This window comes from Blautia sp. An249, from assembly GCF_002159835.1.
Classification (GTDB): Bacteria; Bacillota; Clostridia; order Lachnospirales; family Lachnospiraceae; genus Blautia_A; species Blautia_A avistercoris.
In genome coordinates this window covers 113,963-135,838 of the sequence record NZ_NFJL01000003.1, presented here as the reverse complement: position 1 = coordinate 135,838, position 21,876 = coordinate 113,963, and the positions used below count along the sequence as shown (strand labels likewise).

The following is a 21,876-nucleotide window of genomic DNA, read 5'->3' as shown; positions in this document are numbered from 1 at the left end:
CTATTTTTCAGCGTCCAATACATCTGCGATTCCGTCCAGCAATTCCTGATCGGTTACGGTCTTGTCTATCAATGTATGTCCGAGCCCTTTCATAAGAATAAATTTTATTTTTCCATGTTCCATTTTTTTATCTTTTTTGGAAGCGGCCAGTACATCCCGGGGCTGAAGTCCTTTCACCTTTACCGGAAGATGGAAAGACTGGCAGCAGCGGATAATCTCTGCCTCTTCCTGAGGAGTAAGAAGCCCCCGTCTTCTGGAAATCCCTGCGGCTGCAAGAAGCCCCAGTCCCACGCACTGTCCGTGATGAAGCTGGAAATTCATCTGTTTTTCGATAGCATGCCCGATGGTATGGCCCAGATTTAAAAGAGCCCGCTCGCCCTTTTCCGTTGGATCCCGTTCCACAATCCCCCGTTTGATGTCACAGCAGCGATAAACCATCTCCTCCAGAATATCCAGCTCTTTCCTCTCAATGGAGTCTGCATTTTCCGAAAGCCAGTCATAGAATTTCCGGTCACAGATCAGGGCAGATTTTATCACCTCTCCCATTCCGCAGGCAAATTCCACATCCGGAAGGCTGCGTAAAACGGATAAATTCATATAAACCAGACGGGGCTGGTGAAAGGCTCCTACCATATTTTTGTAGCACCTGAAATCTACGCCGGTTTTTCCTCCGATGCTGGAATCTACCTGGGCCAGTAAAGTGGTGGGAACCTGAATAAAGTCGATTCCCCTCAGATACGTAGCAGCGGCATAGCCGGCCATATCCCCGGTAACTCCGCCTCCCAGGGCCACAAGAAAATCTTTCCGGTCAAAAGATTCCTGAATCAGATGTTCGTAGAGATCTTCAATGGTATCCAGATTTTTATGTTCTTCTCCTGCAGGAAAGACGAAGGACGTTACCTTACTGCAGACCTGGCGGAGTTTTTCACAGATTTCTTCCCCGTAGAGTTCAAAGACACGGCTGTCTGACACCACACAGGCTTTCCTTCCCAAAAAACCTGTCTCTTCTGCTTTCGTGGCAAGGTCGTTAAAATTTTCTCTCAGACAAATGGGATAAGAGAAAGCTCCTTCTCTTTTAACAGTCAATTCCTGATTTTTCATATTAAATATACCGCTCCAGCGTTACGCTGAATCTCCCTTTCTTCGTTTCTCTGGAAATCCCGCTGTACCGGAATTTTCCTTTTTTTCGGACGGAAATAATGTCTCCCTCCCGCAGATGGTATCCGTTGGAGGTTATTAACTTCCCGTTTACAAACACCTGGCCTCCTTCAATAAGGCCTTTCAGGCTGCTTCTGGATTCCTGAAAGGCTGCGGCAATCAGACTGTCCAGACGCACAGAGGCAACTGTTTTTACTAATGTCTGTACCTTAGGAGACGGAAGCTCTTCCTGGTGCTCAATCTTCGTTACAGTTACAGAAGTCTTTTTCACCTGAATCAGATTTTCCAGCAGAAACGGGGCAATCCGCTCCAGGCAGAATACAAAGGCACCGTCCTCATCCACCAGAATATCACCGATGGTGGAGCGTTCAATTCCCAGTCCCAGAAGGGAACCGAGATAATCTCTGTGAGTAAGAGAGTCTCTGAATTTCTGGGATTTTGGTTGAATTTTCAGGCAGCAGATGGGATAGTTCCATTCAAAGAGAAGAGCATCAGAAAGAAAAGCTGCTATCTGACGCTCTGCAAACTCATAGCCGCCGAAGGTTTCCAGGGAAACTCCCAGCTCGCGGTAGTTCTGGCTATTAACGATATGCAATTCGTTTAAGTTCAAAAAATCGGTAAAAGTAACAATTCCTCTCTGATATGCTGCTTTCGCCAGCTCTTTTGCCCTTTTTATTAAAAATTCCTCTCGTTCCATACCGATTAATACCCGGATCGGATAGACGGTACGGAACCGCTGAGAATATTCTGTAAATCCCCGGTAATGTCCACATTGTAGGGTCCCAGAATGAAGATGTAGCTGGATACTTTCTGCAGGCTGCCGCCCAGAGAATAGCAGGCGCCGGATGTAAAGTCGATAATTCTCTGCGCTAATTCCACATCAATACCCTCCAGATTCAGGATAACCGTTGCGTTATCCAGCAGAGTATCCGCAATCTCTCTGGTATCTTCCATGGAGCTTGGTTTAATTACACATACTTCTGTATTCATTGCCTGACTTCCTCTCTTTGAGCCGCGCATAGGAGTAATTTTCGAGGACTGCGTACGAGCCGGCTTGGAGGTTGTCTTCGCTGCAGGCTTGGCTGCTGCCGCCTTGGACTCTACGGAAACTTTTCTGGCAGGCTTTACAGGTTCTTCCTCAAAGTCATCCTCAAAATCATCCACATCGTCTTTCTTCTTGCCAAATTTATCAAAAAATTTCTTTCGCGGTTTCTCTTCTGCTTCTTCTTCCTCATCGAAGTCGTCTTCCAGCAGATCGTCATCGTCGAAAAATTCATCATCGTCATAATCATCGTTTAATTTAATGGCATCCAAAAACTTATCAAAAACACCCATTATTAACTCTCCGTTTCTTTTTCTTGTCGTGAATAATTCCTCGCACCGAAGATGCCGGTTCCTACTCTTACCATGGTGGATCCTTCTTCAATGGCCACCTGATAATCCCCGGTCATTCCCATGCTGAGCACATTCATAGTAACATTATCAATGTTTTTCTTTGCAATGTCAACACTTAATTCTTTCAACTGACGAAAAACCATGCGGTTTTCTTCCGGATCTTCCACATAAGGAGCAATGGTCATCAGTCCACGGATCCGGATGTGAGACAATTTTGAAGCCTCCACAATAAAATTCAGAACCTCTTCCCGGTTAAAACCGAATTTACTCTCTTCCTCCGCTACGTTTACTTCAATCAGAACAGGCATGATAACCCCTTTTTTCTCTGCTTCATGGTCAATGGCCTCTGCCAGGCGCAGGGAATCTACGGAATGAATCATCTCCACTTTATCAATAATATACTTAATCTTATTTCTCTGCAGATGGCCGATCATCTGCCAGCGGATGTCCTTGGGAAGTTCCGGATATTTGGCGGTAATCTCCTGTACCTTATTTTCACCGAATACACGGATTCCCAGATCATAGGCTTCCTGCAGCATTTCTACAGGTTTCGTCTTGCTGACGGCAACCAGGGTAACTTCCTCCCGTTTTCGTCCGCTCTTTTGACATGCTTCCAGGATTTTCTCTTCTACATCTTTTAAATTCTCTGCTAACATAGTATCTGTGCCTCCCCTTTCTACTATCGGTATAAAATGTCTTCTTCATTTACCGTTGATGCGTCTAATACAATATGATCATAGCGAACCAAACCATAGGGGGTTCCCTTTTCCACAATGGCGTATTCCTCATTCTGATCGGATACGATGATGCGGCGAAATACTGCATATCCTTCATTAATGCAGTAAACTCCTTCCAGTACCTCGGTCTCTCCCATAATATAGGTATCGGAAGAATCCGGCTTCTGAATGGCGTCCCCCTCCTGGAAATTTTTCATATCCACGTAATACAGGGTCTGGGGATCTTCCCCGGAAGTTTCGTCTGTCTGGGTTTCCTCGGCCACTTCCGCATAGATAGTCGCGTCCACAAACTCAGTTGTGGTTTTCCCGCTCTTATCGGAAGTCACTCTGGTAAAGCCTACATTTCCGGACTCCTCATCCACATCTGCATATTCCGAAGGAATTACGTAAAATTCTTTGGTTACTACAGAAGAAAGAGGGATTTTCAGACCGCTTTGGGTATTGGTAACCAATTCAATATCTAAAAAGCGGTCGGATGCATACCGGATCAGTCCCTTGTTGAAATCCAGCTTGCCGTATTTCTTCCCGTCAATTTCGATGATGGAGAAATCTCCTAACTGGTCCATCCCGTCTTTTAAAAACTTCACACGGATACTGGTACGATCCACCAGTCTTGCCGCCTGCTTTTCGCTTAAAGGAATCAGAAGACTCCATCGTTCATCGGAGATAATGGAATAGACCGGGTCGCCGGCAGAGATTTCTCCATCCGTTTTTAAATCTTCCCGGTGGTAAGAATTCTGATTAAAGTCTTCTTCGGTAACCGTCTCTACCGTCTTGCCCTCATATCCGTCCTGGGAATACAGTATAATTCCGTCGGACGGAGCATAACGAAGGGATTGTCCTGCGACTGTAACGACAGAGACATCCTCACTGCTGGGATCTTCTGGATCTTCCTCATCCTCTTCAGACTCTTCCGAATCCCCGGTGTCTGTGGTATTTATGGTACCTGCGCCGGCATACTGAAGAATGCTTCCTTCCAGATCATATTTAAAGTTATACGTGTCATTAAAATGACTGCTGTTAAACCCATAGGAAAAGTTGCTCATCTGATTCTGAATCTTAGCCAGATCCTCTGCGCCAAGCTGCTGGCTTCCGGTCTGGGTTTTGCCGGAACTCAGTCCGTAGACGATTCCGTTGGCATTAATTTTATTTCCTTCTCTTGCATAGTAGTTCACATATCCGCTTCCGTCTGCCTGTACCACCGTATCCTCCCGGATAACCAGACCCGTATAAGTCTCATTGCTTGAGAGGGGACCGGAAATCACCTGGTAAGTGGAAACATGACTGGAAGTCAGATATAAAATAGCGCTGAAGAGCATATACAGAAACAAAACTCCGAATAAAACCGTACCGATGTTCAGTGTGAAAATTTTTCTTATATTTATAAATAGGCTGTTTGATCTTGTCTTTTTTTTATTATCAGGCAATAAAGTGCCTCCTTTATCAGTTCATTCATTTCATTGTAGCACTATCTCAAATAATTGACAAGACAGATTCCGCAGGAATCAACAATCGGGGCGTATCTCCAGGATAGAAAACTATCCTGGAGATACGCCCCGAAATAAATGTTTATGTATTTAAATTATAACGCAACTTTGATACAAGACTGGAAACTCTCAGGGATTTCCTCCTGGTCCAGAGAAATACTAATGACAAACTTCACATCCTGATTCTTTCCGATTCCATCTAATTTGGACAAAGTCTCTTCCACCTGCTCTTTTTCCAACTGTGCAATCTGTAAGAAACTGTCCAGATAAATTTCTTCCAGGTCGTGGTCCTGAGAAATGATACCACTGATAAAACCTACAAATTCATCGCCATTTCCAACCTGATATTTGGATACGTCAATCAGACGAACTTTGTTGTTTAATTCATACATGTGCTTGCCGCTCTTGTCAAGATAAACAATGTTTCCATTCACCTGTTTGATGGATTTGTTTACCTCATCCAGAAGTACTTTTGTTTTTCCCTTGCCTTTCTTTCCTACAATCAGTTCAACCATGTTGTATTCCTCCTTAGACACGTATAATATAAATTTTAACCAAAAACCTGATTTAATATGATTCAATTATAGTGTATTTCAACAATAAATTCAATCCTTAATTTGTGAAAATTTTGAGATAATCTGGTTTCTCTCAAAAAATTTGGTTTCCGGGTGTCTCAGGAATTAATATTTTCTAAAAGAGAATTCATCTGCTGGTATAAAGTCTCCTTGGTATCTGCGCCCATTACAATGGAAATAAAGGGTTTTCCATAGGCATTCTGCGTAATTAAGGCAAGACAGTTCCCGGCCAGACTGGTGGTTCCCGTCTTTCCGCCCAGTACGGTAACATCCTTAGGCGGCGTTGACTCTCCTGTCAGATAATGATCCGTAGATTCCAGTGGAGTGGCAACCTCTGTTCCGTCTGCCCGTTCATAAGTGATCGTATAGGAGCTTAATTCCGTGATTTCCGTAAATTCTTCATAAGTAAGAGCCTCATTTAGCATCAGATAGATGTCGTAGGGGGTGGTATAGTGCTCCTCATCCTGCAGACCATGGGGGTTGCTGAAATGGGTGCCTGTCATCCCCAGCTTTTTGGCATAGGCATTCATCTGCTCTACGAAAGCGGCCTCAGAACCGCCAACATGTTCGGCAATGGCGGAAGCCGCATCATTTCCGGAATATACCAGCAGGCCGTGAACCAGTTCGTCCAGAGTTACCTTGTCTCCCGCCTGAAAGCCGCAGACCTGGGAGCCGGATTCCAGCGTTACATTTTCCTGAGAAATGGTTACGATTTCATCCATATTTCCATACTGAAGAGCCAGCATTCCCGTCATAATCTTCGTAATGCTGGCCGGATAGACTTTGTCATAAAGGCCCTGGCCAAACAGTACTTTCTGATTATCCAGATCAAAAAGTGCTCCCTGCTGCTGAGGCAGTAAATCTGCTGACTCCAGCGTCACGTCTTCCTCTGTCACACAGAGATCAGCCGCAAGAGAACCGGCTTTCTGATGGTCGTTTAAAGAGATGCCGGAAAATTCCCGGGCAGCCTGATAGGAAAGAGTCTCCCGGGAGAGCTGTCCTCCCTTTAAAAGATAAATAGCTCCAAGTCCCGCAGACAGAAGCAGAATCAGGCATCCCATCAGAATCAGCGTGTTGCGTATCTTGCGCTTTCTCATCTGTCTCATTCTTCTGGCGTTTGCCCTTTTGGCCTGAGACCTCCTCTGACGGGGGCTGACAGTGGTGTTTCGGCGTCTGTTTCCTCTTTCTCTACTCATAGCGTTTCCTCTTTCCAAGTGTTTTTCTGCAGCTCTTTATAAGCGCTGTTTTGAAGTCCTACGTTTATTACAATTCCCATACCGATGTAAAAGCTGACCAGAGAGGTGAGCCCGTAACTTACAAAGGGAAGGGGAGTTCCCGTATTGGGAGTCAGTCCCGTGGCCACGCAGATATTAATAAAAGACTGAAAAGCGATGATGGTGGCCATCCCGCAGCAGATAATCTTTCCGGAAAGATCTTTCGCGCGGTTTCCCATCCGGACGGATTCAATGCAAATCAGCAATTCCAGAAGAACGATGGCACAGCAGCCTAAAAATCCGAACTCCTCTCCTACAACTGCGAAAATAAAGTCTGTCTGGTTTTCCGATACAAAGTTACTTTTGTTTACAGAAGATACTTCATTGGTATTCAGTCCTTTTCCTGTAAGCTGTCCGGACCCAATAGCTGTCATGGAATTTCGCTGCTGCTCAATATCGTCCGCGTAAGTTTCGTCTTCCGGATAGAGAAAGGACATAATACGGTCTCTCTGATAATCTTTAATCAGATGCTGATCCGGCTGGATAATAATAAACAGAAAGATAATCAGCACCGGTACAATCAGAAGAACGGCGCCTCCGATAATTTTATAGCTGATTCCGGCAACATAGATCAAAACACAAAACAGCACCAGAACGGTAATCGTATTTTTCAGGTCCGGCTGTTCGTAAATTAAAATCAGCGGTACCAGAAGCAAAAGCAGCGATTTGCCGATGGTCTTTATGGTATTTAAGTCCTCTTCATGATCCATAAAAAAACGGGCAAAGAAAAGGATAATAATAATCTTTGATAACTCCGTGGGCTGGAAACGGATAAATCCCAAATCTACCCATCTGGTGGCGCCGCCGGCTGTGGAACCGAACAGACGCACCGCCAGCAGCAGGATAATATTGGCCACATACATGATCCAGTAAAAATTCAGAATCCAGGAAAAATCCATCAGCGAGAGGATCAGCATAATCACAAAACCTAATATAACCCCGGCCATCTGTTTGGACTGTAAAGTGGGATCTGCACTCCCCACCAGCAGAATTCCGAAACAACTGAGGGCCAGCAGCATAATAACTAATCTAAAATTGTAAAATCGCAGTTTATATTGCTTAATCATAAAAACACCTAACTTATTGTTCTGCTTCTCTGCAGCGGCAGGGAAGCGATTAATCTGGGCGGCGACTGCCGGAAAGTAATATGTACATTGTCAGAATCAATACGGATATACTTTCCCGCAGCCAGTATCAAATCGTTTTGTAATCGGTTTATCATTTGCGGAGAACATTCCATCCGTTCCGAGAGAAGGAGCAGTTTCATTCTATCTTTCGCATATTGCCCGGAATTCCGTTTGCGTTTCAGGAACGATTTCATAGTCTCCTCCCTCCCTATTTTTTAAACATACCTTTAAATCTGGAAAATACGCCTTTTTTCTGCTGAAAAGAAAGGAAGGGAATCTCTTCTCCCAGAAGACGTCTGCAAATGTTCCGGTATTCTTCCTCGGCGGGAGAATTTTTTCCGGAAAGGGGAGTCCCCTGATTGGTGGCAATGACAATCTGTTCATCGTCTAAAATCGTACCTATCAGATCCACGGCCAGAATATCCACCACATCATCCACGGACATCATATCTCCTTTGCGGATCATATCCGGCCGGAGCCGGTTGATAATAAGATGAATCTTCCGGATTTCATTGGCCTCTAAAAGGCCGATGATTCGATCCGCGTCCCGGATGGCGGAAACCTCAGGGGTTGTTACCACCAACGCCCGGTCTGCCCCTGCGATGGCATTTTTAAATCCCTGTTCGATTCCGGCCGGACAATCCAGGAGAATGTAATCAAACTCTTCTCTTAATTCCTCTGTAAGCTTAATCATCTGTTCCGGTGTGACAGCCGATTTATCCTTGGTCTGTGCAGACGGAAGCAGACAAAGCTGCGGAAGATGCTTGTCTTTAATCAATGCCTGTCTCAGACGGCAGTTCCCGTTTACCACGTCTACCAGATTATAAACAATCCGGTTTTCCAACCCTAATACTACATCCAGATTCCGAAGGCCGATGTCCGTATCCACAACAACCACATTCTTTCCCAGCGCAGCAAGCCCGGTGCCGATATTGGCCACGGTTGTGGTTTTGCCCACGCCTCCCTTTCCGGATGTAATAACAATGGTTTCGCTCATTTTTCTAGTTCCTCCTCACCTGATTTTCCAAACTTCTGGTTTTCTCCTGCCGTATTTTAATCGTTGGACGTATCACTGGAATTTGCGGAAGCATATCCCGTCAGAATTTCATCTTCATCTGCCAGCCGGAAAATATATTTCAGGATGTCATTGGCAGCAAGACAGGCGTTACCGGAAGAATATCCATTGGGAATACGTACAGCTAACGCCACTTCCGGACTGTCATAGGGCGCATAGCCGATGAAAAGTCCGTGGTCCGGGCGGTCTTCTGCTTCCTGTGCAGTACCGGTCTTTCCGGCAACTGCCAGTCCCAGTCCGGAGAATTCCGCATGGGTCTGCACCACCCGGTACATTCCGTCGTGAATATCCTCCCACTGACTTTTATTCATTTCCACCTGCCCGATTGCTTCCGTTTCATTTTCCTGTGTGGTTTCTCCCTGGGGATTCGTCACTTTATCTAATAATGTCAGCTTATAGCTGGTGCCCGAATTTGCCAGTGTGGCTGCGTAGCGGGCAAGCTGGCTTGTGGTATACAAATGCGTACCCTGCCCCATATAAGAAGGGATGGCCATCTGGTCAGACACATGAGGTTCTGACTCGGTAAGTTCAATTCCTGTCTTCTTATCCAGATTCACCATTTCCGAGTATTTCTGAAGCATATTGATACTCTGGGTCTCGGAATAAGTATCTTCTCCTGTCATTCCCAGGTTAAAACCAATGGTATCAAAGAAGACGTTGCAGGACTGTTCAATGGCGCCCCGGATTTCCAGAGAGCCGTGGCCGCTTTTGTTCCAGCAGTTAATATGGTAACCGGCCAGATCGAAAAGGCCGTCGCAGTCAATATAGGTTCCGTCTGTAACAATCCCCTCTTTAAAGCCTGCAATGGCGGATACCAGCTTAAAGGTAGAACCGGGAGCCGTCCGCTGCTGAGTTGCCTTATTAAAGAAGGGCGACGATAAATCTGTGGAAAGCTTGCTGTAATAATCCGTATCCATTTTATTTGCCAGGCGGTTATTATCGTACCCGGGATAAGTTACACAGGCCAGAACATCACCGCTGTTTACATCGGTAATCACTGCAGAGGCGGAACAGGGATCCAGGGCAAGCTGAGCCGGGGTGATTTCCAGGGAATTAATCTTGGAAATCATGAAATCATAGGCGGCAGTGCTTCCCTGTGCAAGTCCCTCGTACATTCCGTCGTCCTTGGAGAGGATGCCCTGATCATATAATACAAGACACAGCTCACTGCCGGATATGGTATCGTTTAAAAGCATATATTTATAAAGAAGTTTGCTGAAATCCGTATCTGTCTGCAGATATTCGATCATGTAATCGGCCAGGGCCAGATAGATTTCCTGAGAATCCAGGTAATCTCCCTCCGGCGAAAATTTGGAGATGTCAATCCAGTTCTGGCCTGTGGCATAAGTTAAATACTGCTTCAGACTGATATTCTTTTCTTCTGTCCATGCCAGATAGGTTTCATCCGAAGTATCAATCACGTTAGAAGGAAGAATTTCCAGTTTATCCTGCAGCAGTTCCTCCGTGATATAAGAAAGATACTCCTGCATCTCCTCGTCCTGATCCTTATAGGCCGTATTTCCGTCTCCGGTCAGCTCTTCTGATATTCTACCAAAAACTTCCTGCTGCTTTTGCTGAAATTTGGCATATAAATTTTTTTCTGTGGAAGAAGCGTCTGTCTGTTCAAAATGAGAAATATCAATGACACTGTTCTGAATCAGCGCATTGTAAACGTCATAAATGGGAATCCGAATCTGGCTGGCGTCGGTGATGGCTGTTTTATCGAAGGTTTTGGCATTGTCAATTTTAGAAATCAAAATACCGGCCACCCGCTGTTCCAGAATCTGATAAATGGCTTCCTGCCAGTTTTTGTCGATGGTCAGATACACATCGTCTCCGGCCACAGGATCCACTTTGCTGCTTTCATCAATCTGAAGAACCTTCCCCAGGTTATCTACGTAAACCGTTTCTTCTCCGTCTGTTCCCTGGAGGGTGGTCTCCATATACTGTTCAATTCCTGCCTTTCCGATAATGGAGTCCGAAGCATAGTCAGGATTTTCCTTCTTGAGATTTTCCAGCTCTTCCGAGGAGGCCCGGCCTGTGTATCCCAGGATCGGCCCCAGACTTTCATGTTCTTCATAGTGACGGATGGAATCCTCAATTACGTCAATTCCCTGTAGTTCGTTCTGATTTTCCATAATAGCAGCTACGGATTCGTCACTGACATTGGTGGCAATGGTCACTGGCATGTACTTCTGGAAACTGTTGGTGGACAGCATATAGCGGATAATGGAAATGTTCAGAACGTCCTCTCTGGAAAGTTCCAGGGGAAGTCCGTGTCCGGACAGTTCCTGCTCTGTATAGGCATTGTCTCCGTATAAGACAATGGAAAAGCGTTCATCTCCGCTTAAATACGCCATCATTTCCTCCGCAGTGGCAGTGGCTTCGTCTTTTTCCATATCCTCCACCAGCGCCCGGCCGTAAATATCCGCCCGGAAACGATCCAGGGTAACCCCTTCCTCCACATCAAAGGCGTAATTTCCGGTTTCATCCATTTTAATATGAAAGGAAGTATCCAGGGAGTCTCCGTTGCTCTCCAGAATCTGCATTAACCGATAGGCCGTTCCGTTTATTACCAGATTTTTCTCCCGGGTAGTATCATAGGTCCCGTTATCTTCAATGGTCACCGAATACGAGAGCTCATTGTAAGCCAGGGTCTCTCCGTTTCGATCGAAAATATTTCCTCTGGTGCTTTTTACGGTACGGGTTTTGGTCGTCCGCAGGCTGAAATTATTCACATAATTTTCGCCCTGGATAATCTGAAGATAGAACAGACGGTTAATTAAAATACAGGACATGACGATAAAAGCGATTATAAGAACCGTTGTCCGTCTGATTCGTATTTTCTTTAGAACGTGTTTTATTTTAGTACCCAATATGAATCCCTTTCCTTCATCGCTGTGTTCATAAAGCGATAGTTTATTGCATAAAAAATTCTATAAAACAGCAGTGTAATAATCACCGTATACAGCATTTCCGGAATCATAATTCTGTACAGATAGGTGAAAAAGCCAAGACGTCCCCGAAGCAGAAACTGCAGGGCGTAAATTCCGACTCCATAAAGGAAATCCCCTCCTGCAGCCATCAGAAGAGGGACTTTTATATCATCATCGTAATAAATCTTGCAGAAACATCCGCTGAAATATCCCAGATACATGTACAAAAGGGCGTTAAAGCCAAAAAGGGGATCGAAAAACAAATCAATCAGAAGCCCCGAAAAAAAGCCTGTAAACATTCCGCTTTTTCTGCCCCTCATCAGACCTATGGAAACACACAGCACCAACAGCAGATTCGGCGTGATTCCCGCAATGGAAATCACATCGAATACGGTACACTGGAGAAGGAAACACACGATAATCAAAATGCCCATAATAACTTTACTCCGCATTTTCTCCTCCTTCTTCTGTCTGTCCTTCTTTTAGCTGGGTAATGACAAACACCTTATCCAGATGTCTGAAATCCACAGGGGTTACAATGGTACCTGTTTTCGTCAGGTTATTGGAATCCTGTTCAATCTCACTTACATAGCCAATCAACAGCCCTTTTACATATTTATCGCTGATATTGGAAGTAACAATTCTCTCCCCGGCGGTAATTTCGTTATTTTCGTCGTAAAGCTGGGTAAACCTGAGCTTTCCTGAGTTAATCAGTTCCAAATCCCCTTCCACAATACAGGTATCGGAAGTACTGACCGTCTGACCGCTCACATTGCTGCTGTCGTCAATGATGGATCGGACAGTGGCCCAGGTCGGCCCGGCCTCTGTGACAATTCCAACCAGGCCCTTTCCGGAAATCACATTCATATCCACCGCGATTCCGTCGTTGGTTCCCTTATCAATGACAAAGCTGTTATACCAGTTTCCTGCGTCTTTGGATATGATCTCCGCCATAACTTTGGGATACTGGGCATATTCCTGATCCAGATCATACATCTCTCTGAGTTCTGCCAGTTCACTCTGGGACTGAATCAAATTGTTATTTTCCGTTGTCAGAGTATCGATTTTCTCCTGAAGCTGCTGATTCTCCTCCACCAGCGCCTCTTTCTCCTGAAAATTTTTATGAATGCCTGTCAGCCATTTTCCAATCCCATTGATGCTTTTTTCAAAAGGAACAATCACCGTCCCCGCCACTTCTCTCAATGGATCCACGGAAATCTTAGAAGCAAATGTGGCAATGATCATACTGATACACAACAGGGTCATTAAGACCAGAATGTGTTTATTTTTCAGATTAATCCGAAAATGAAAACGAAATTTTTTCTTCATATAGTTATACCCCTCTGGGAGTGTTTTTATAATTTTCTGGGTTTTAACTGGGCGGCCCACTTCCTGAGCTCAGGCTCCCTGATAATCCGTTCCAGTCCTTTGATAATGGATAATTCGTAAAGGCCGGAAAGTTTATATGTATATCCGGTTGCTTCCTCCAGATAGGTCTGAATGTCCGGAATACGTGAACTTCCGCCTGTAAGATAAATCCCTTTGTAAGCGATTCTGGCCGCAATCTGAGGAGGCGTACGCTCCAGGAAAGACTTCATCTCCCTTCCGATTTCCCGCAGGCAGTCTTCCAGCCCCTCCCCTACCACTTCTGAAGAAATGGCCTCCTCTCTCGGAAGTCCGGAAAGGCTGTCGATTCCCACGATTTTCCGGGCGGCGGGCTGATCCGAATGCATCCGTCCGATAGCGGTCTTTAAACGTTTGGCCGTTCTGGTGCCAATGGAAAGATTGTAATGCTTCCGAATCTCATTGCAGATAGCTTCATTCATCTGGCGTCCCCCAATGGGAACTTTCCGGCTGATGATCACCTTTCCCTCTGCAATTACAGAAAAGGAGGTACTCTGCGCCCCCAGGTTTACAATCATACTGCCCTTGTTCTTTTCCAGAGGGATACCAAGGGCAATGGCGTCCGCGATGGGTTCTTCCACCAGAAAGACCTTATTATTTCTCAGCCATTTTCCGTTTACACACCGGTAATAGGCGTTTTTTTCGATGGCAGTGGTATCCATGGGCACAGAAAAGAAGACTTCTCCTCCCCTGTGGCTTTTGGGATCTATCTGACGAAGCATCTGATACAGGCTGATTTCCTCCAGCTCCACATTGGCGATCATACCGAAGGTCATAGGCATTTCCACCTGAACGCTGGCCGGTGTTTTTTCAAACATTTCATAAGCCTCATTGCCGACGGCGATGATTTCCCTGCCTCTGTGGGCAATTAAATTCTTCGTCATATAACTTTTATTTTTCGTGGAAGAGTACACTTTAATGGTGCTGCTTCCCAAATCTATTCCATACGGTTTGCGAAATAACATGCTATGGCCCCTTCATTTAAAATCCTGTATCGCTTTTTAAGGCAGCAGGCCCTCTTTCAGAAAACTGACATACCGGCGATCTCCCACAATAATATGATCAAGCAAATGAATTCCCAGCAATTCTCCCGCCTGGTAAAGTTCCTTCGTTATCTGCCGGTCGTCTTTACTTGGTATGGGAACTCCGCTGGGATGATTGTGCACCAGAATAATATAAACTGCCCGAAACTGGAGAGCCTCCAGAAACAGCTCTCTGGCAGAGACTAAAGAACGGTTGACAGTTCCCCTGGAGATAATCTTCTCACCCAGAAAATGGTTCTTGGTATCCAGCATCATACAGATTAAAACTTCCTGTTCTTCATGCCGCAGCTTTTCCATATAATAAGCGGCAATGGTCTCCGGATTGGAAAGGGAAAGGCTCTCCTTTGCAGAGGTACTGGCAATCCGTCTGGACAGCTCGCCAATGCATTTTAACTGAACGGCTTTTACCTTTCCGATGCCGCGTATCTTCTGAAAGTCCGGGATGGACAGATGATAAATACCCAGAAGTCCGGGATAACGGCTGGAGGAAAGCTGCAGGATCTCGTCTGCTAAAACGAGAGAATTCTTCCCTGCGGTTCCTGTCCGCAGAATCACTGCCAGAAGTTCTCTCTCACTTAAAGACTGCACGCCCTGGCTCAGACATTTTTCATAGGGCTGGCTGTCTCTGGGCAGTTCTTTGGTCTTTATATGTTTCATTTGAAGGTTTCCTTTCTGCTCTCTTTCAGGCAACCGGAAAATCCAAATAAAATAGCAGAATATATTTTAACATAAAATCCCCGTTTTTTCTAGTGATAACCACGATATTTTCTGGCGATGGCCTCCGCTGTGCGGATTCCGTCCATGGCCGCGGAAGTAATTCCTCCCGCGTATCCGGCTCCTTCTCCGCAGGGATAAAGTCCCCTAAGGGCGCTTTCCAGTTCGGAATTTCTTAAAATCCTTACAGGGGAAGAGGTCCGGCTTTCAATGCCGCTTAACAGACAGTCCGGCCGGTCAAATCCCTGAATCTTCTTTCCGAAAGCCCGGATGCCTTCCTCAATGCCCTCTCCCACAAAACCGGGAAGGATCTGTCTGAGATTGGCAGGCTCCCATTCTCCCTTAATCTGAGGGCGTACCTCTCCCAGCTTACGGCTTGCCCGATTCCGACAGAAGTCCTCATACAGCTGCACCGGAATCTTTCCACTGGCAAGCTGATAAGCCTTTTCCTCCAGATCCCGCTGAAAGGCAACACCGCCTAAAGGGCCGCTCTGGGGATAGTCCTGCGGATTTACTGTGACAATGACGGCGCTGTTGGCATTTCTGGAATCTCTGGCCTGATAGCTCATTCCATTGACGGCCAGCCTTCCCGGTTCGGAAGAAGCGTTTACCACATAGCCGCCGGGACACATGCAGAAGCTGTAAACACCCCTGGTATTCTCACATTTATGGGTGACTTTATAGCTTGCCGCCCCAAGTGCGGGATTTTCCTCCTCTCCGTACAGAGCCAGATTTATCATGGTCTGGGGATGCTCCACGCGGACTCCCACGGCAAAGGACTTGGGCTCCATGGGAACTTTCTTCTCCTGCAGCATTTCAAAGGTATCCCTTGCACTGTGTCCGATGGCCAGAACCAGGATCTGGGTTTCCAGTCGTTTTTCCTGGTTGATAACCACCGCCTGTATCCTGCCGTCCTGAATTTCAATATCGGTAACCTGAGAGGAAAAATAAACCTGTCCGCCCATTTCCTCAATTTCTGCCCGCAGCTTTTCCACCAGACCGATTAAGGTATCCGTTCCCAGATGTGGCTTTTGCTGATATAAGATTTCTTCCGGCGCTCCTGCCGCTACGAAACGTCGCAGAACCTCCTGGTTGCGTCCACAGGGATCTTTTACCAGCGTGTTTAATTTTCCGTCAGAAAAAGTTCCGGCGCCCCCTTCCCCAAACTGCACGTTGGACTGGGGATCCAGTTTTCCCGTTTTCCAGAACTGCTCCACCTTCTCTTTGCGCAGCCCTGCCGGCTCACCCCGCTCCAGAAGAATGGGACAATACCCTGCACGGGCCAGATACCAGCCGCAGAAAAGTCCTGCCGGGCCGGTTCCCACAATGACGGGCCGCGCAGTCAAAGGCTCTGTACCGGAACAGGGAAAACGATAAGTTTCTTCTTTAGTTAACATAACGTTTTTATTGTGAACCTTTTTTAAAATCTGTTTTTCTTTTGTTACTGTGACATCAATGGTATATACGAATTTTTTATCCTTCTTTTTTCTGGCATCCAGAGACTGTCTGCGGATGACATAGGAAAACTCCCGGTCTTTTAACTGCAGTTCTCTGGAAATTTTCGCCTCTAGTTCTTCCCGCGTATGAGAAACGGGCAGTTTTAACTGACTGATCCGAATCATAATTCTCCTTCTTTCCGGGCCGCCATGGTTCCGGCCACCATACCGGAAGACCAGGCCCACTGCAGATTGTAGCCGCCGCAGGCTCCGTCAATATCTATCATCTCTCCGGCGAAATAGATGCCTTTGTGAAGTTTCGATTCCATGGTTTCCGGGGAAATCTCCGTAACATCCACACCTCCGGAACAAATCTGGGCACTTTCAAAGGAATGAGCCTTTGTCACTTCCAGGGAATATTCTTTGATTCCCTGAATCAGATCCTCTTCTTTTGCAAGAACTTCAATCAGCTTTGCAGGAAACATTCCCACCAATAACTCTTTCGTGGATTTATAGGGACAGTTTTTCCGGCGTTCTTCAAATAGCGCCGCCAGTCCTTCCGGGGTAAACTCCGGCATAAAGTCAAGAAGAACCTGTACCTGGCTGCCCTCCCAGAGAGCCCTTACTGCATATCGGCTTATCTGAAAAACAGGAATTCCGGAAATTCCGTATTCTGTAAGCTGAAGTTCCCCGGTCTCTTTCTTCAGGGGAATTCCATTGATACATAAAGTAACGCTGCCCTCGGTTCTTACGCCGGACCAGGAGGAGAAAGATTTTCCCTTACAGCACAAAGGCACCAGGGCCGGCAGGGGCTCTACAATATTATGGCCAAGCTGTCCGGCCAGACGATACCCCTCTTCTGAGGATCCGGGAATCTGAGAAGCTTTCGAACCGCAGGCCAGAATCACCGCATCCCCCTCGTAGGTCCAGGTATCTGTCTTTACCGCCCACTGCCCCGGATTCTTTCCGGGAAGGATTTCCGTCACATGTTCCCGGGTTTTCACCTTTACTTTCCGGTACTGCAGCTCTTTTAAGAGCACTTCAATCACACTTAAAGCCTGGCCGCTGCGGGGATAGATCCACCCGTCTTTATTGACGGTATAAATTCCCAGACGGGAGAAAAATCCAATGGTCTCCTGTACGTTGACCTTTTCCAGAGCCCCGTAGGCAAAATCCGGGGAAGTTCCCCGGTATGCGTCCCGGCGCATCTGGGTATTGGTAAAATTGCATCTGCCGTTTCCCGTAGCCGCCAGTTTCCTTCCCACTTTCTCATTTTGTTCAAGCAGGATTACACGCGCTTTGGATCTGGCCGCTGCCACTGCCGCCATCAGCCCTGCGGCTCCTCCTCCCACTACAATAACTGTTCTTTCCATCTGTCTGCCTCCTTACTTCAAAGAAACAAGATTCTGTTCCGCCAGTTTCTGTAAAGACATTAAGATTCCGTATTTTGCATGTTCCCAGGTGAGACCTCCCTGGAAATAGACCGCATACGGCGGTTTCATAGGTCCGTCTGCGGATAATTCAATGGAAGATCCCTGAACGAAAGCGCCGGCCGCCATGATGACCTCACTGTCGTATCCGGGCATATCCCAGGGCTCCGGAGCCACATAGCTGTCCACCGGAGAGCCGGCCTGGATTCCCTGGCAGAAAGCGATCACTCCTTCGGGAGTTCCCAGAGTGACTGCCTGGATAATATCCTGGCGCGGTTCCTTTCCATCGGGAATTACCGGAAATCCCAGACGTTCATAAATATTTGCCGCAAAAACAGCGGCCTTCAGAGCAGATTTCACCACTGTGGGCGCCAGGAAAAATCCCTGGAAGAAGGCCTGGTTGACCCCGAGGGTTGCTCCCACTTCTTTTCCCAGTCCCGGTGAAGTCAGACGGTAGGAAGCGTTTTCCACCAGATCCTTTTTCCCCACAATATAGCCGCCGATGGGAGCCAGTCCGCCGCCCGGATTCTTAATCAGGGATCCGGCCATCAGATCAGCGCCCACATCGGTAGGTTCGATCACATCCACGAATTCTCCGTAGCAGTTGTCTACCATACAGATTACATCCGGTTTGATGCTTTTTACAAAAGTAATTAACCGGCCGATTTGCTCCACAGAGAAAGAAGGCCGGGTCAGATAGCCCTTGGAACGCTGAATAGTTACCATTTTCGTTTTTTCATTGATGGCTTCTCTGATTTTCTCATAATCAAAGGTACCGTCTTTTAACAATTCCACCTGACGGTAGGTTACGCCATATTCCGCCAGAGAACCGCAGGAAGGCCGGATTCCAATTACCTCTTCCAGGGTGTCGTAAGGTTTTCCCACCGGGGAGAGAAGTTCGTCTCCCGGACGGAGGTTGCCGAATAAGGCCACTGCCAGGGCATGGGTCCCGCAGGTAATCTGAGGCCGGACCAGGGCGCTTTCCGTATGGAAGGTGTCTGCATAGACCTGTTCCAGAGTTTCCCTTCCCAGATCATTGTATCCGTATCCGCTGGATGGATAAAAGCAGGCTTCGCACACCCGGTTTTTCTGCATGGCCTGAACCACCTTTAACTGGTTGTATTCCGCCCGTTTATCAATTTCCTCAAAACGTTCTTTCAACTGTTTCTCAATGGATTCCCCAAAGCGGAAAACCTCCGGGGAAATCCCCATTTCCTGATACAAAGTTTCTATCTCTCCAACTTTCATTTGCAAGCTCCTTTATGTGTAATCCCTTTTTTCTGTAATATCTCATCCATAAATTCCAGAATCTTCTCTTCCTGATACCCGAAGTCTTCCTTTTCCACCCAGATGACCTCAGGCTCTCTGCGAAACCAGGTAAGCTGCCGTTTGGCAAAATGCCGGGTATCCCTCTTAATGATGCGTACAGCCTCTTCCAGAGAAGTTTCTCCCTCCAGATAAGCCAGCAGTTCCTTATAGCCCAGTCCCTGCATGGAGACCATTCCTTTATGGTACCCCATTTCCTTTAATTTCTTCACTTCCTCCAGCAGACCTTCTTCCATCATCTGATCCACTCTCTGATCAATCCGTTCATAGAGAAGGGGTCTGGGGGCGTTTAAGACGAAATAAGCCAGATTATAGGGAGATTCCTTCTCCTTTTGTTCCTGATTGTGAAGGGAGATGGGTCTGTGGTTCTCCCGGTAAAATTCCAGGGCCCGAATCACCCTCTTTTTATTGTTGGCGTGGATTTCAGAAGCGCTGACCGGATCCACTTCCATAAGCATCTCATGAAGCTCCTTAGCAGAAAGCTCTTCCAGCTCTTTTCGGTAGGCCGGATTCTCCCTTCCTTCTGTAAAATCAATGTCCCGGGTCACCGCCTGAATATAAAATCCCGTTCCCCCAACCAGAAGGGGAATCTTTCCTCGTGAATAAATGTCCTCCATGGCCTGACGGGCCATTTCCTGAAAGCGGACCACATGAAATTCCTCTTCTGGAAGCAGCGTATCCACCAGATAATGGGGAACCCCCTGCATCTGGGAGGGGGTGATTTTGGCTGAGCCGATGTCCATATATTTATAAACCTGCATGGAATCCGCCGAGATAATCTCCGCGCCCACCCGTTTGGCAAGGGCGATGGAAAGGGCGGTTTTCCCCACGGCAGTGGGGCCTGTCAATACGATTAATGGCTTCTTCAACTCTTTTCTCCCTTTCTCTAAACAATTCGTTTAAACTTCTTTTCCAGCTCTGTCTTTGTCATAGAAATAATCGTAGGTCTTCCGTGGGGACAGTGGTAAGGGTTTTCCAGACTTAACAGTTCGTCAATCAAAGCATTGGCCTCCTGCACGGACAATTGATGATTCCCTTTTACCGCCGCCTTACATGCCATGGTGGCCAGACGCCCGGTGAAAATCTCCAGGGCCCTGGGCTCCTCTTCGGCCGAAAGATGATCCAGCATCTCCAGGAAGATGTCCTGTTCGGTCAGGCCGTAAAGATTCACGGGAACCGCACAGATACGGTATTCTCTGCCGCCGAAGGGTTCAATCTCAAATCCGGATTCCTGAAAATAGGACAGATTTGCTTTCAGCCGTTCTTCTTCCTGCAGATTCAGGCTTACCACCAGAGGAGGATTTAAATACTGAGATTCCTGCTTCCGGCTGGCAAACTGTTTTACAAACCGCTCATAATAAACTTTTTCATGGGCGGCATGCTGATCAATAATATAGAATTTCTCCCCGTATTCCACCAGCCAGTAGGTATCGAAGAGCTGTCCCACCAGTCTGTGGCGGTCTCTGGCCTTTGGGGTCAGTAAAGGGCTGTCAAACAGTTCCATCTGCTTTTCTTCCGGCTTTGGATCCGGCGCCTTCGGACTTTCCATCCGGGGTTTCTCCCCGATCTCCTGCCTGACCGGATAAGAGGGTTCTTCTCTTAGCAGGGAAACCTTTCCGGCAGAAACATTCTGATTCAGAGCTTCCTTTCGTTTTGTCTCAAAAGGTTCCGGAACTTCCCCACGGGTCAGTCTCACCGGGGGAGCCTCTTCTTTTTTCTTCTGCAGCCGTTCTTCTTTTGTATCCAGATTCACTTCCGGAATCATCTCCCGTTCTTTTAAAGCACGGGTTACGGTTTCAAAGATTATCCGGTAAACTTCCGGCCCTCTGGCGAAGCGCACCTCCCGTTTGGAGGGATGTACATTCACGTCCAGATCGTTTCCCTCCATGGTAATCTGAAGAGAGACAAAAGGAAACTGATGCTGCATCAGAAAGCCTTTGTAAGCGTCCTCAATGGCTTTGGTTATGATCTTGTCCTTTACGTAACGGCCATTGATATAATAATTTTCAAAGTAGCGGTTTCCTCTGGAAATACCGGGCTTTCCAATATAGCCCTGGATTTTCATAAACTCATTTTCTTCCTGTACCTCCAGAAGTTCTTTAGCCACTTCCCGGCCGTAAATGTGAAAGATCACATCTTTTACCTGATAGTTTCCCGTAGTATGCAGCTTAACCTGGCCGTTCTGAATATATTTAAAGGAAATCTCCGGATGGGATAAGGCCAGTTGTTCCATCAGACTGCTGATATAACCGGCCTCGGTGGTATCACTTTTTAAAAACTTGCTTCTGGCAGGGGTATTGAAAAATAAATTGCGTACCAGCAGGGTAGTTCCGTCCGGGGCACCGATTTCTTCCAGAGATTTCTCCAGTCCGCCCTCAATGAGATAACGGACGCCGCTGATGGCCGTATGGGTTTTCGTAATCAGTTCCACCTGAGATACGGCTGCAATACTGGAGAGAGCCTCTCCCCGAAACCCCAGGGAAGCGATATGTTCCAGATCTTCCACCTGTTTAATTTTACTTGTGGCATGGCGGTAAAAAGCAAGGGGCACCTGTTCCTTTTCCAGTCCGGTTCCATTATCTGTAATCCGGATTAATTTCTTGCCCCCTTCTTTAATTTCCACAGTAATGGCAGTGGCGTCGGCGTCTATGGCGTTTTCCACAAGTTCTTTGACCACAGAAGAAGGGCGTTCCACCACTTCTCCCGCGGCGATTTTATCAATGGTATTCTGATCCAGAACTGCAATCTTTCTCACGGTC

20 protein-coding genes are annotated in these 21,876 nt (G+C 46.8%); all 20 read right to left on the bottom strand.

Translation table 11 applies throughout. The features are described 5' to 3' along the window. The gene (aroB, locus tag B5F53_RS04535; RefSeq protein ID WP_087220426.1) at positions 1-1,101 is read right to left on the bottom strand and encodes a 3-dehydroquinate synthase; all 1,101 of its coding nucleotides are present in this window, start codon (positions 1,099-1,101) and stop codon (positions 1-3) included. A gap of 1 nt (position 1,102) precedes the next feature. Further along, complete coding sequence (locus B5F53_RS04530) at positions 1,103-1,855, bottom strand: YlmH family RNA-binding protein (RefSeq protein WP_087220423.1); 753 nt, start codon at positions 1,853-1,855, stop codon at positions 1,103-1,105. Between the two features lie 5 nt (positions 1,856-1,860). Next, positions 1,861-2,493, bottom strand: coding sequence for a cell division protein SepF (locus B5F53_RS04525; RefSeq protein WP_087220420.1), 633 nt, complete (start codon positions 2,491-2,493; stop codon positions 1,861-1,863). Positions 2,494-2,495: 2 nt separating this feature from the next. Beyond that, the gene (locus B5F53_RS04520; RefSeq protein WP_087220417.1) at positions 2,496-3,209 is read right to left on the bottom strand and encodes a YggS family pyridoxal phosphate-dependent enzyme; all 714 of its coding nucleotides are present in this window, start codon (positions 3,207-3,209) and stop codon (positions 2,496-2,498) included. Positions 3,210-3,232: 23 nt separating this feature from the next. Continuing rightward, the gene (locus B5F53_RS04515; RefSeq protein ID WP_087220414.1) at positions 3,233-4,717 is read right to left on the bottom strand and encodes an HlyD family efflux transporter periplasmic adaptor subunit; all 1,485 of its coding nucleotides are present in this window, start codon (positions 4,715-4,717) and stop codon (positions 3,233-3,235) included. Between the two features lie 155 nt (positions 4,718-4,872). After that, positions 4,873-5,292 (bottom strand): twitching motility protein PilT, encoded by a 420-nt coding sequence (locus B5F53_RS04510; protein ID WP_087220411.1) that lies wholly within the window; start codon positions 5,290-5,292, stop codon positions 4,873-4,875. Between the two features lie 158 nt (positions 5,293-5,450). Continuing rightward, positions 5,451-6,548 (bottom strand): D-alanyl-D-alanine carboxypeptidase family protein, encoded by a 1,098-nt coding sequence (locus tag B5F53_RS04505; RefSeq protein WP_242970243.1) that lies wholly within the window; start codon positions 6,546-6,548, stop codon positions 5,451-5,453. After that, the gene (locus tag B5F53_RS04500) at positions 6,545-7,693 is read right to left on the bottom strand and encodes an FtsW/RodA/SpoVE family cell cycle protein (RefSeq protein WP_087220408.1); all 1,149 of its coding nucleotides are present in this window, start codon (positions 7,691-7,693) and stop codon (positions 6,545-6,547) included. Before B5F53_RS04500 ends, B5F53_RS04505 begins: the two co-directional genes overlap by 4 nt. A gap of 8 nt (positions 7,694-7,701) precedes the next feature. Next, entirely contained in the window at positions 7,702-7,947 is a 246-nt protein-coding gene (minE, locus tag B5F53_RS04495) for a cell division topological specificity factor MinE (protein WP_087220405.1), read from the bottom strand. Between the two features lie 14 nt (positions 7,948-7,961). Next, positions 7,962-8,750 carry a septum site-determining protein MinD gene (gene minD, locus B5F53_RS04490; protein WP_087220402.1) on the bottom strand — a complete coding sequence of 263 codons (789 nt, stop codon included), beginning with the start codon at positions 8,748-8,750 and terminating at the stop codon, positions 7,962-7,964. A 56-nt stretch (positions 8,751-8,806) separates the two neighbouring features. Then, complete coding sequence (locus B5F53_RS04485; protein WP_087220399.1) at positions 8,807-11,704, bottom strand: penicillin-binding transpeptidase domain-containing protein; 2,898 nt, start codon at positions 11,702-11,704, stop codon at positions 8,807-8,809. Next, a complete protein-coding gene (mreD, locus tag B5F53_RS04480; RefSeq protein WP_087220397.1) occupies positions 11,689-12,216 on the bottom strand; it encodes a rod shape-determining protein MreD in 528 nt (175 codons plus the stop codon). The genes B5F53_RS04485 and mreD overlap by 16 nt, the downstream gene beginning before the upstream one ends. Beyond that, the gene (gene mreC / locus B5F53_RS04475) at positions 12,206-13,093 is read right to left on the bottom strand and encodes a rod shape-determining protein MreC (RefSeq protein ID WP_087220394.1); all 888 of its coding nucleotides are present in this window, start codon (positions 13,091-13,093) and stop codon (positions 12,206-12,208) included. Before mreC ends, mreD begins: the two co-directional genes overlap by 11 nt. A 26-nt stretch (positions 13,094-13,119) precedes the next feature. Then, positions 13,120-14,133 (bottom strand): rod shape-determining protein, encoded by a 1,014-nt coding sequence (locus B5F53_RS04470; protein ID WP_087220392.1) that lies wholly within the window; start codon positions 14,131-14,133, stop codon positions 13,120-13,122. Positions 14,134-14,169: 36 nt separating this feature from the next. Further along, entirely contained in the window at positions 14,170-14,868 is a 699-nt protein-coding gene (gene radC, locus B5F53_RS04465; RefSeq protein ID WP_087220390.1) for a RadC family protein, read from the bottom strand. Positions 14,869-14,957: 89 nt separating this feature from the next. Next, positions 14,958-16,547, bottom strand: a complete 1,590-nt coding sequence (locus B5F53_RS04460; RefSeq protein WP_087220386.1) for an NAD(P)/FAD-dependent oxidoreductase — start codon at positions 16,545-16,547, stop codon at positions 14,958-14,960. Next, entirely contained in the window at positions 16,544-17,734 is a 1,191-nt protein-coding gene (locus B5F53_RS04455) for an NAD(P)/FAD-dependent oxidoreductase (RefSeq protein WP_087220383.1), read from the bottom strand. The genes B5F53_RS04460 and B5F53_RS04455 overlap by 4 nt, the downstream gene beginning before the upstream one ends. 12 nt (positions 17,735-17,746) lie before the next feature. Then, complete coding sequence (locus B5F53_RS04450) at positions 17,747-19,039, bottom strand: methionine gamma-lyase family protein (protein ID WP_087220380.1); 1,293 nt, start codon at positions 19,037-19,039, stop codon at positions 17,747-17,749. Then, positions 19,036-19,986 carry a tRNA (adenosine(37)-N6)-dimethylallyltransferase MiaA gene (gene miaA / locus B5F53_RS04445; protein ID WP_087220377.1) on the bottom strand — a complete coding sequence of 317 codons (951 nt, stop codon included), beginning with the start codon at positions 19,984-19,986 and terminating at the stop codon, positions 19,036-19,038. The genes B5F53_RS04450 and miaA overlap by 4 nt, the downstream gene beginning before the upstream one ends. A 17-nt stretch (positions 19,987-20,003) precedes the next feature. After that, the gene (gene mutL, locus B5F53_RS04440; RefSeq protein ID WP_087220374.1) at positions 20,004-21,872 is read right to left on the bottom strand and encodes a DNA mismatch repair endonuclease MutL; all 1,869 of its coding nucleotides are present in this window, start codon (positions 21,870-21,872) and stop codon (positions 20,004-20,006) included. Between the last annotated feature and the right edge of the window lie 4 nt (positions 21,873-21,876).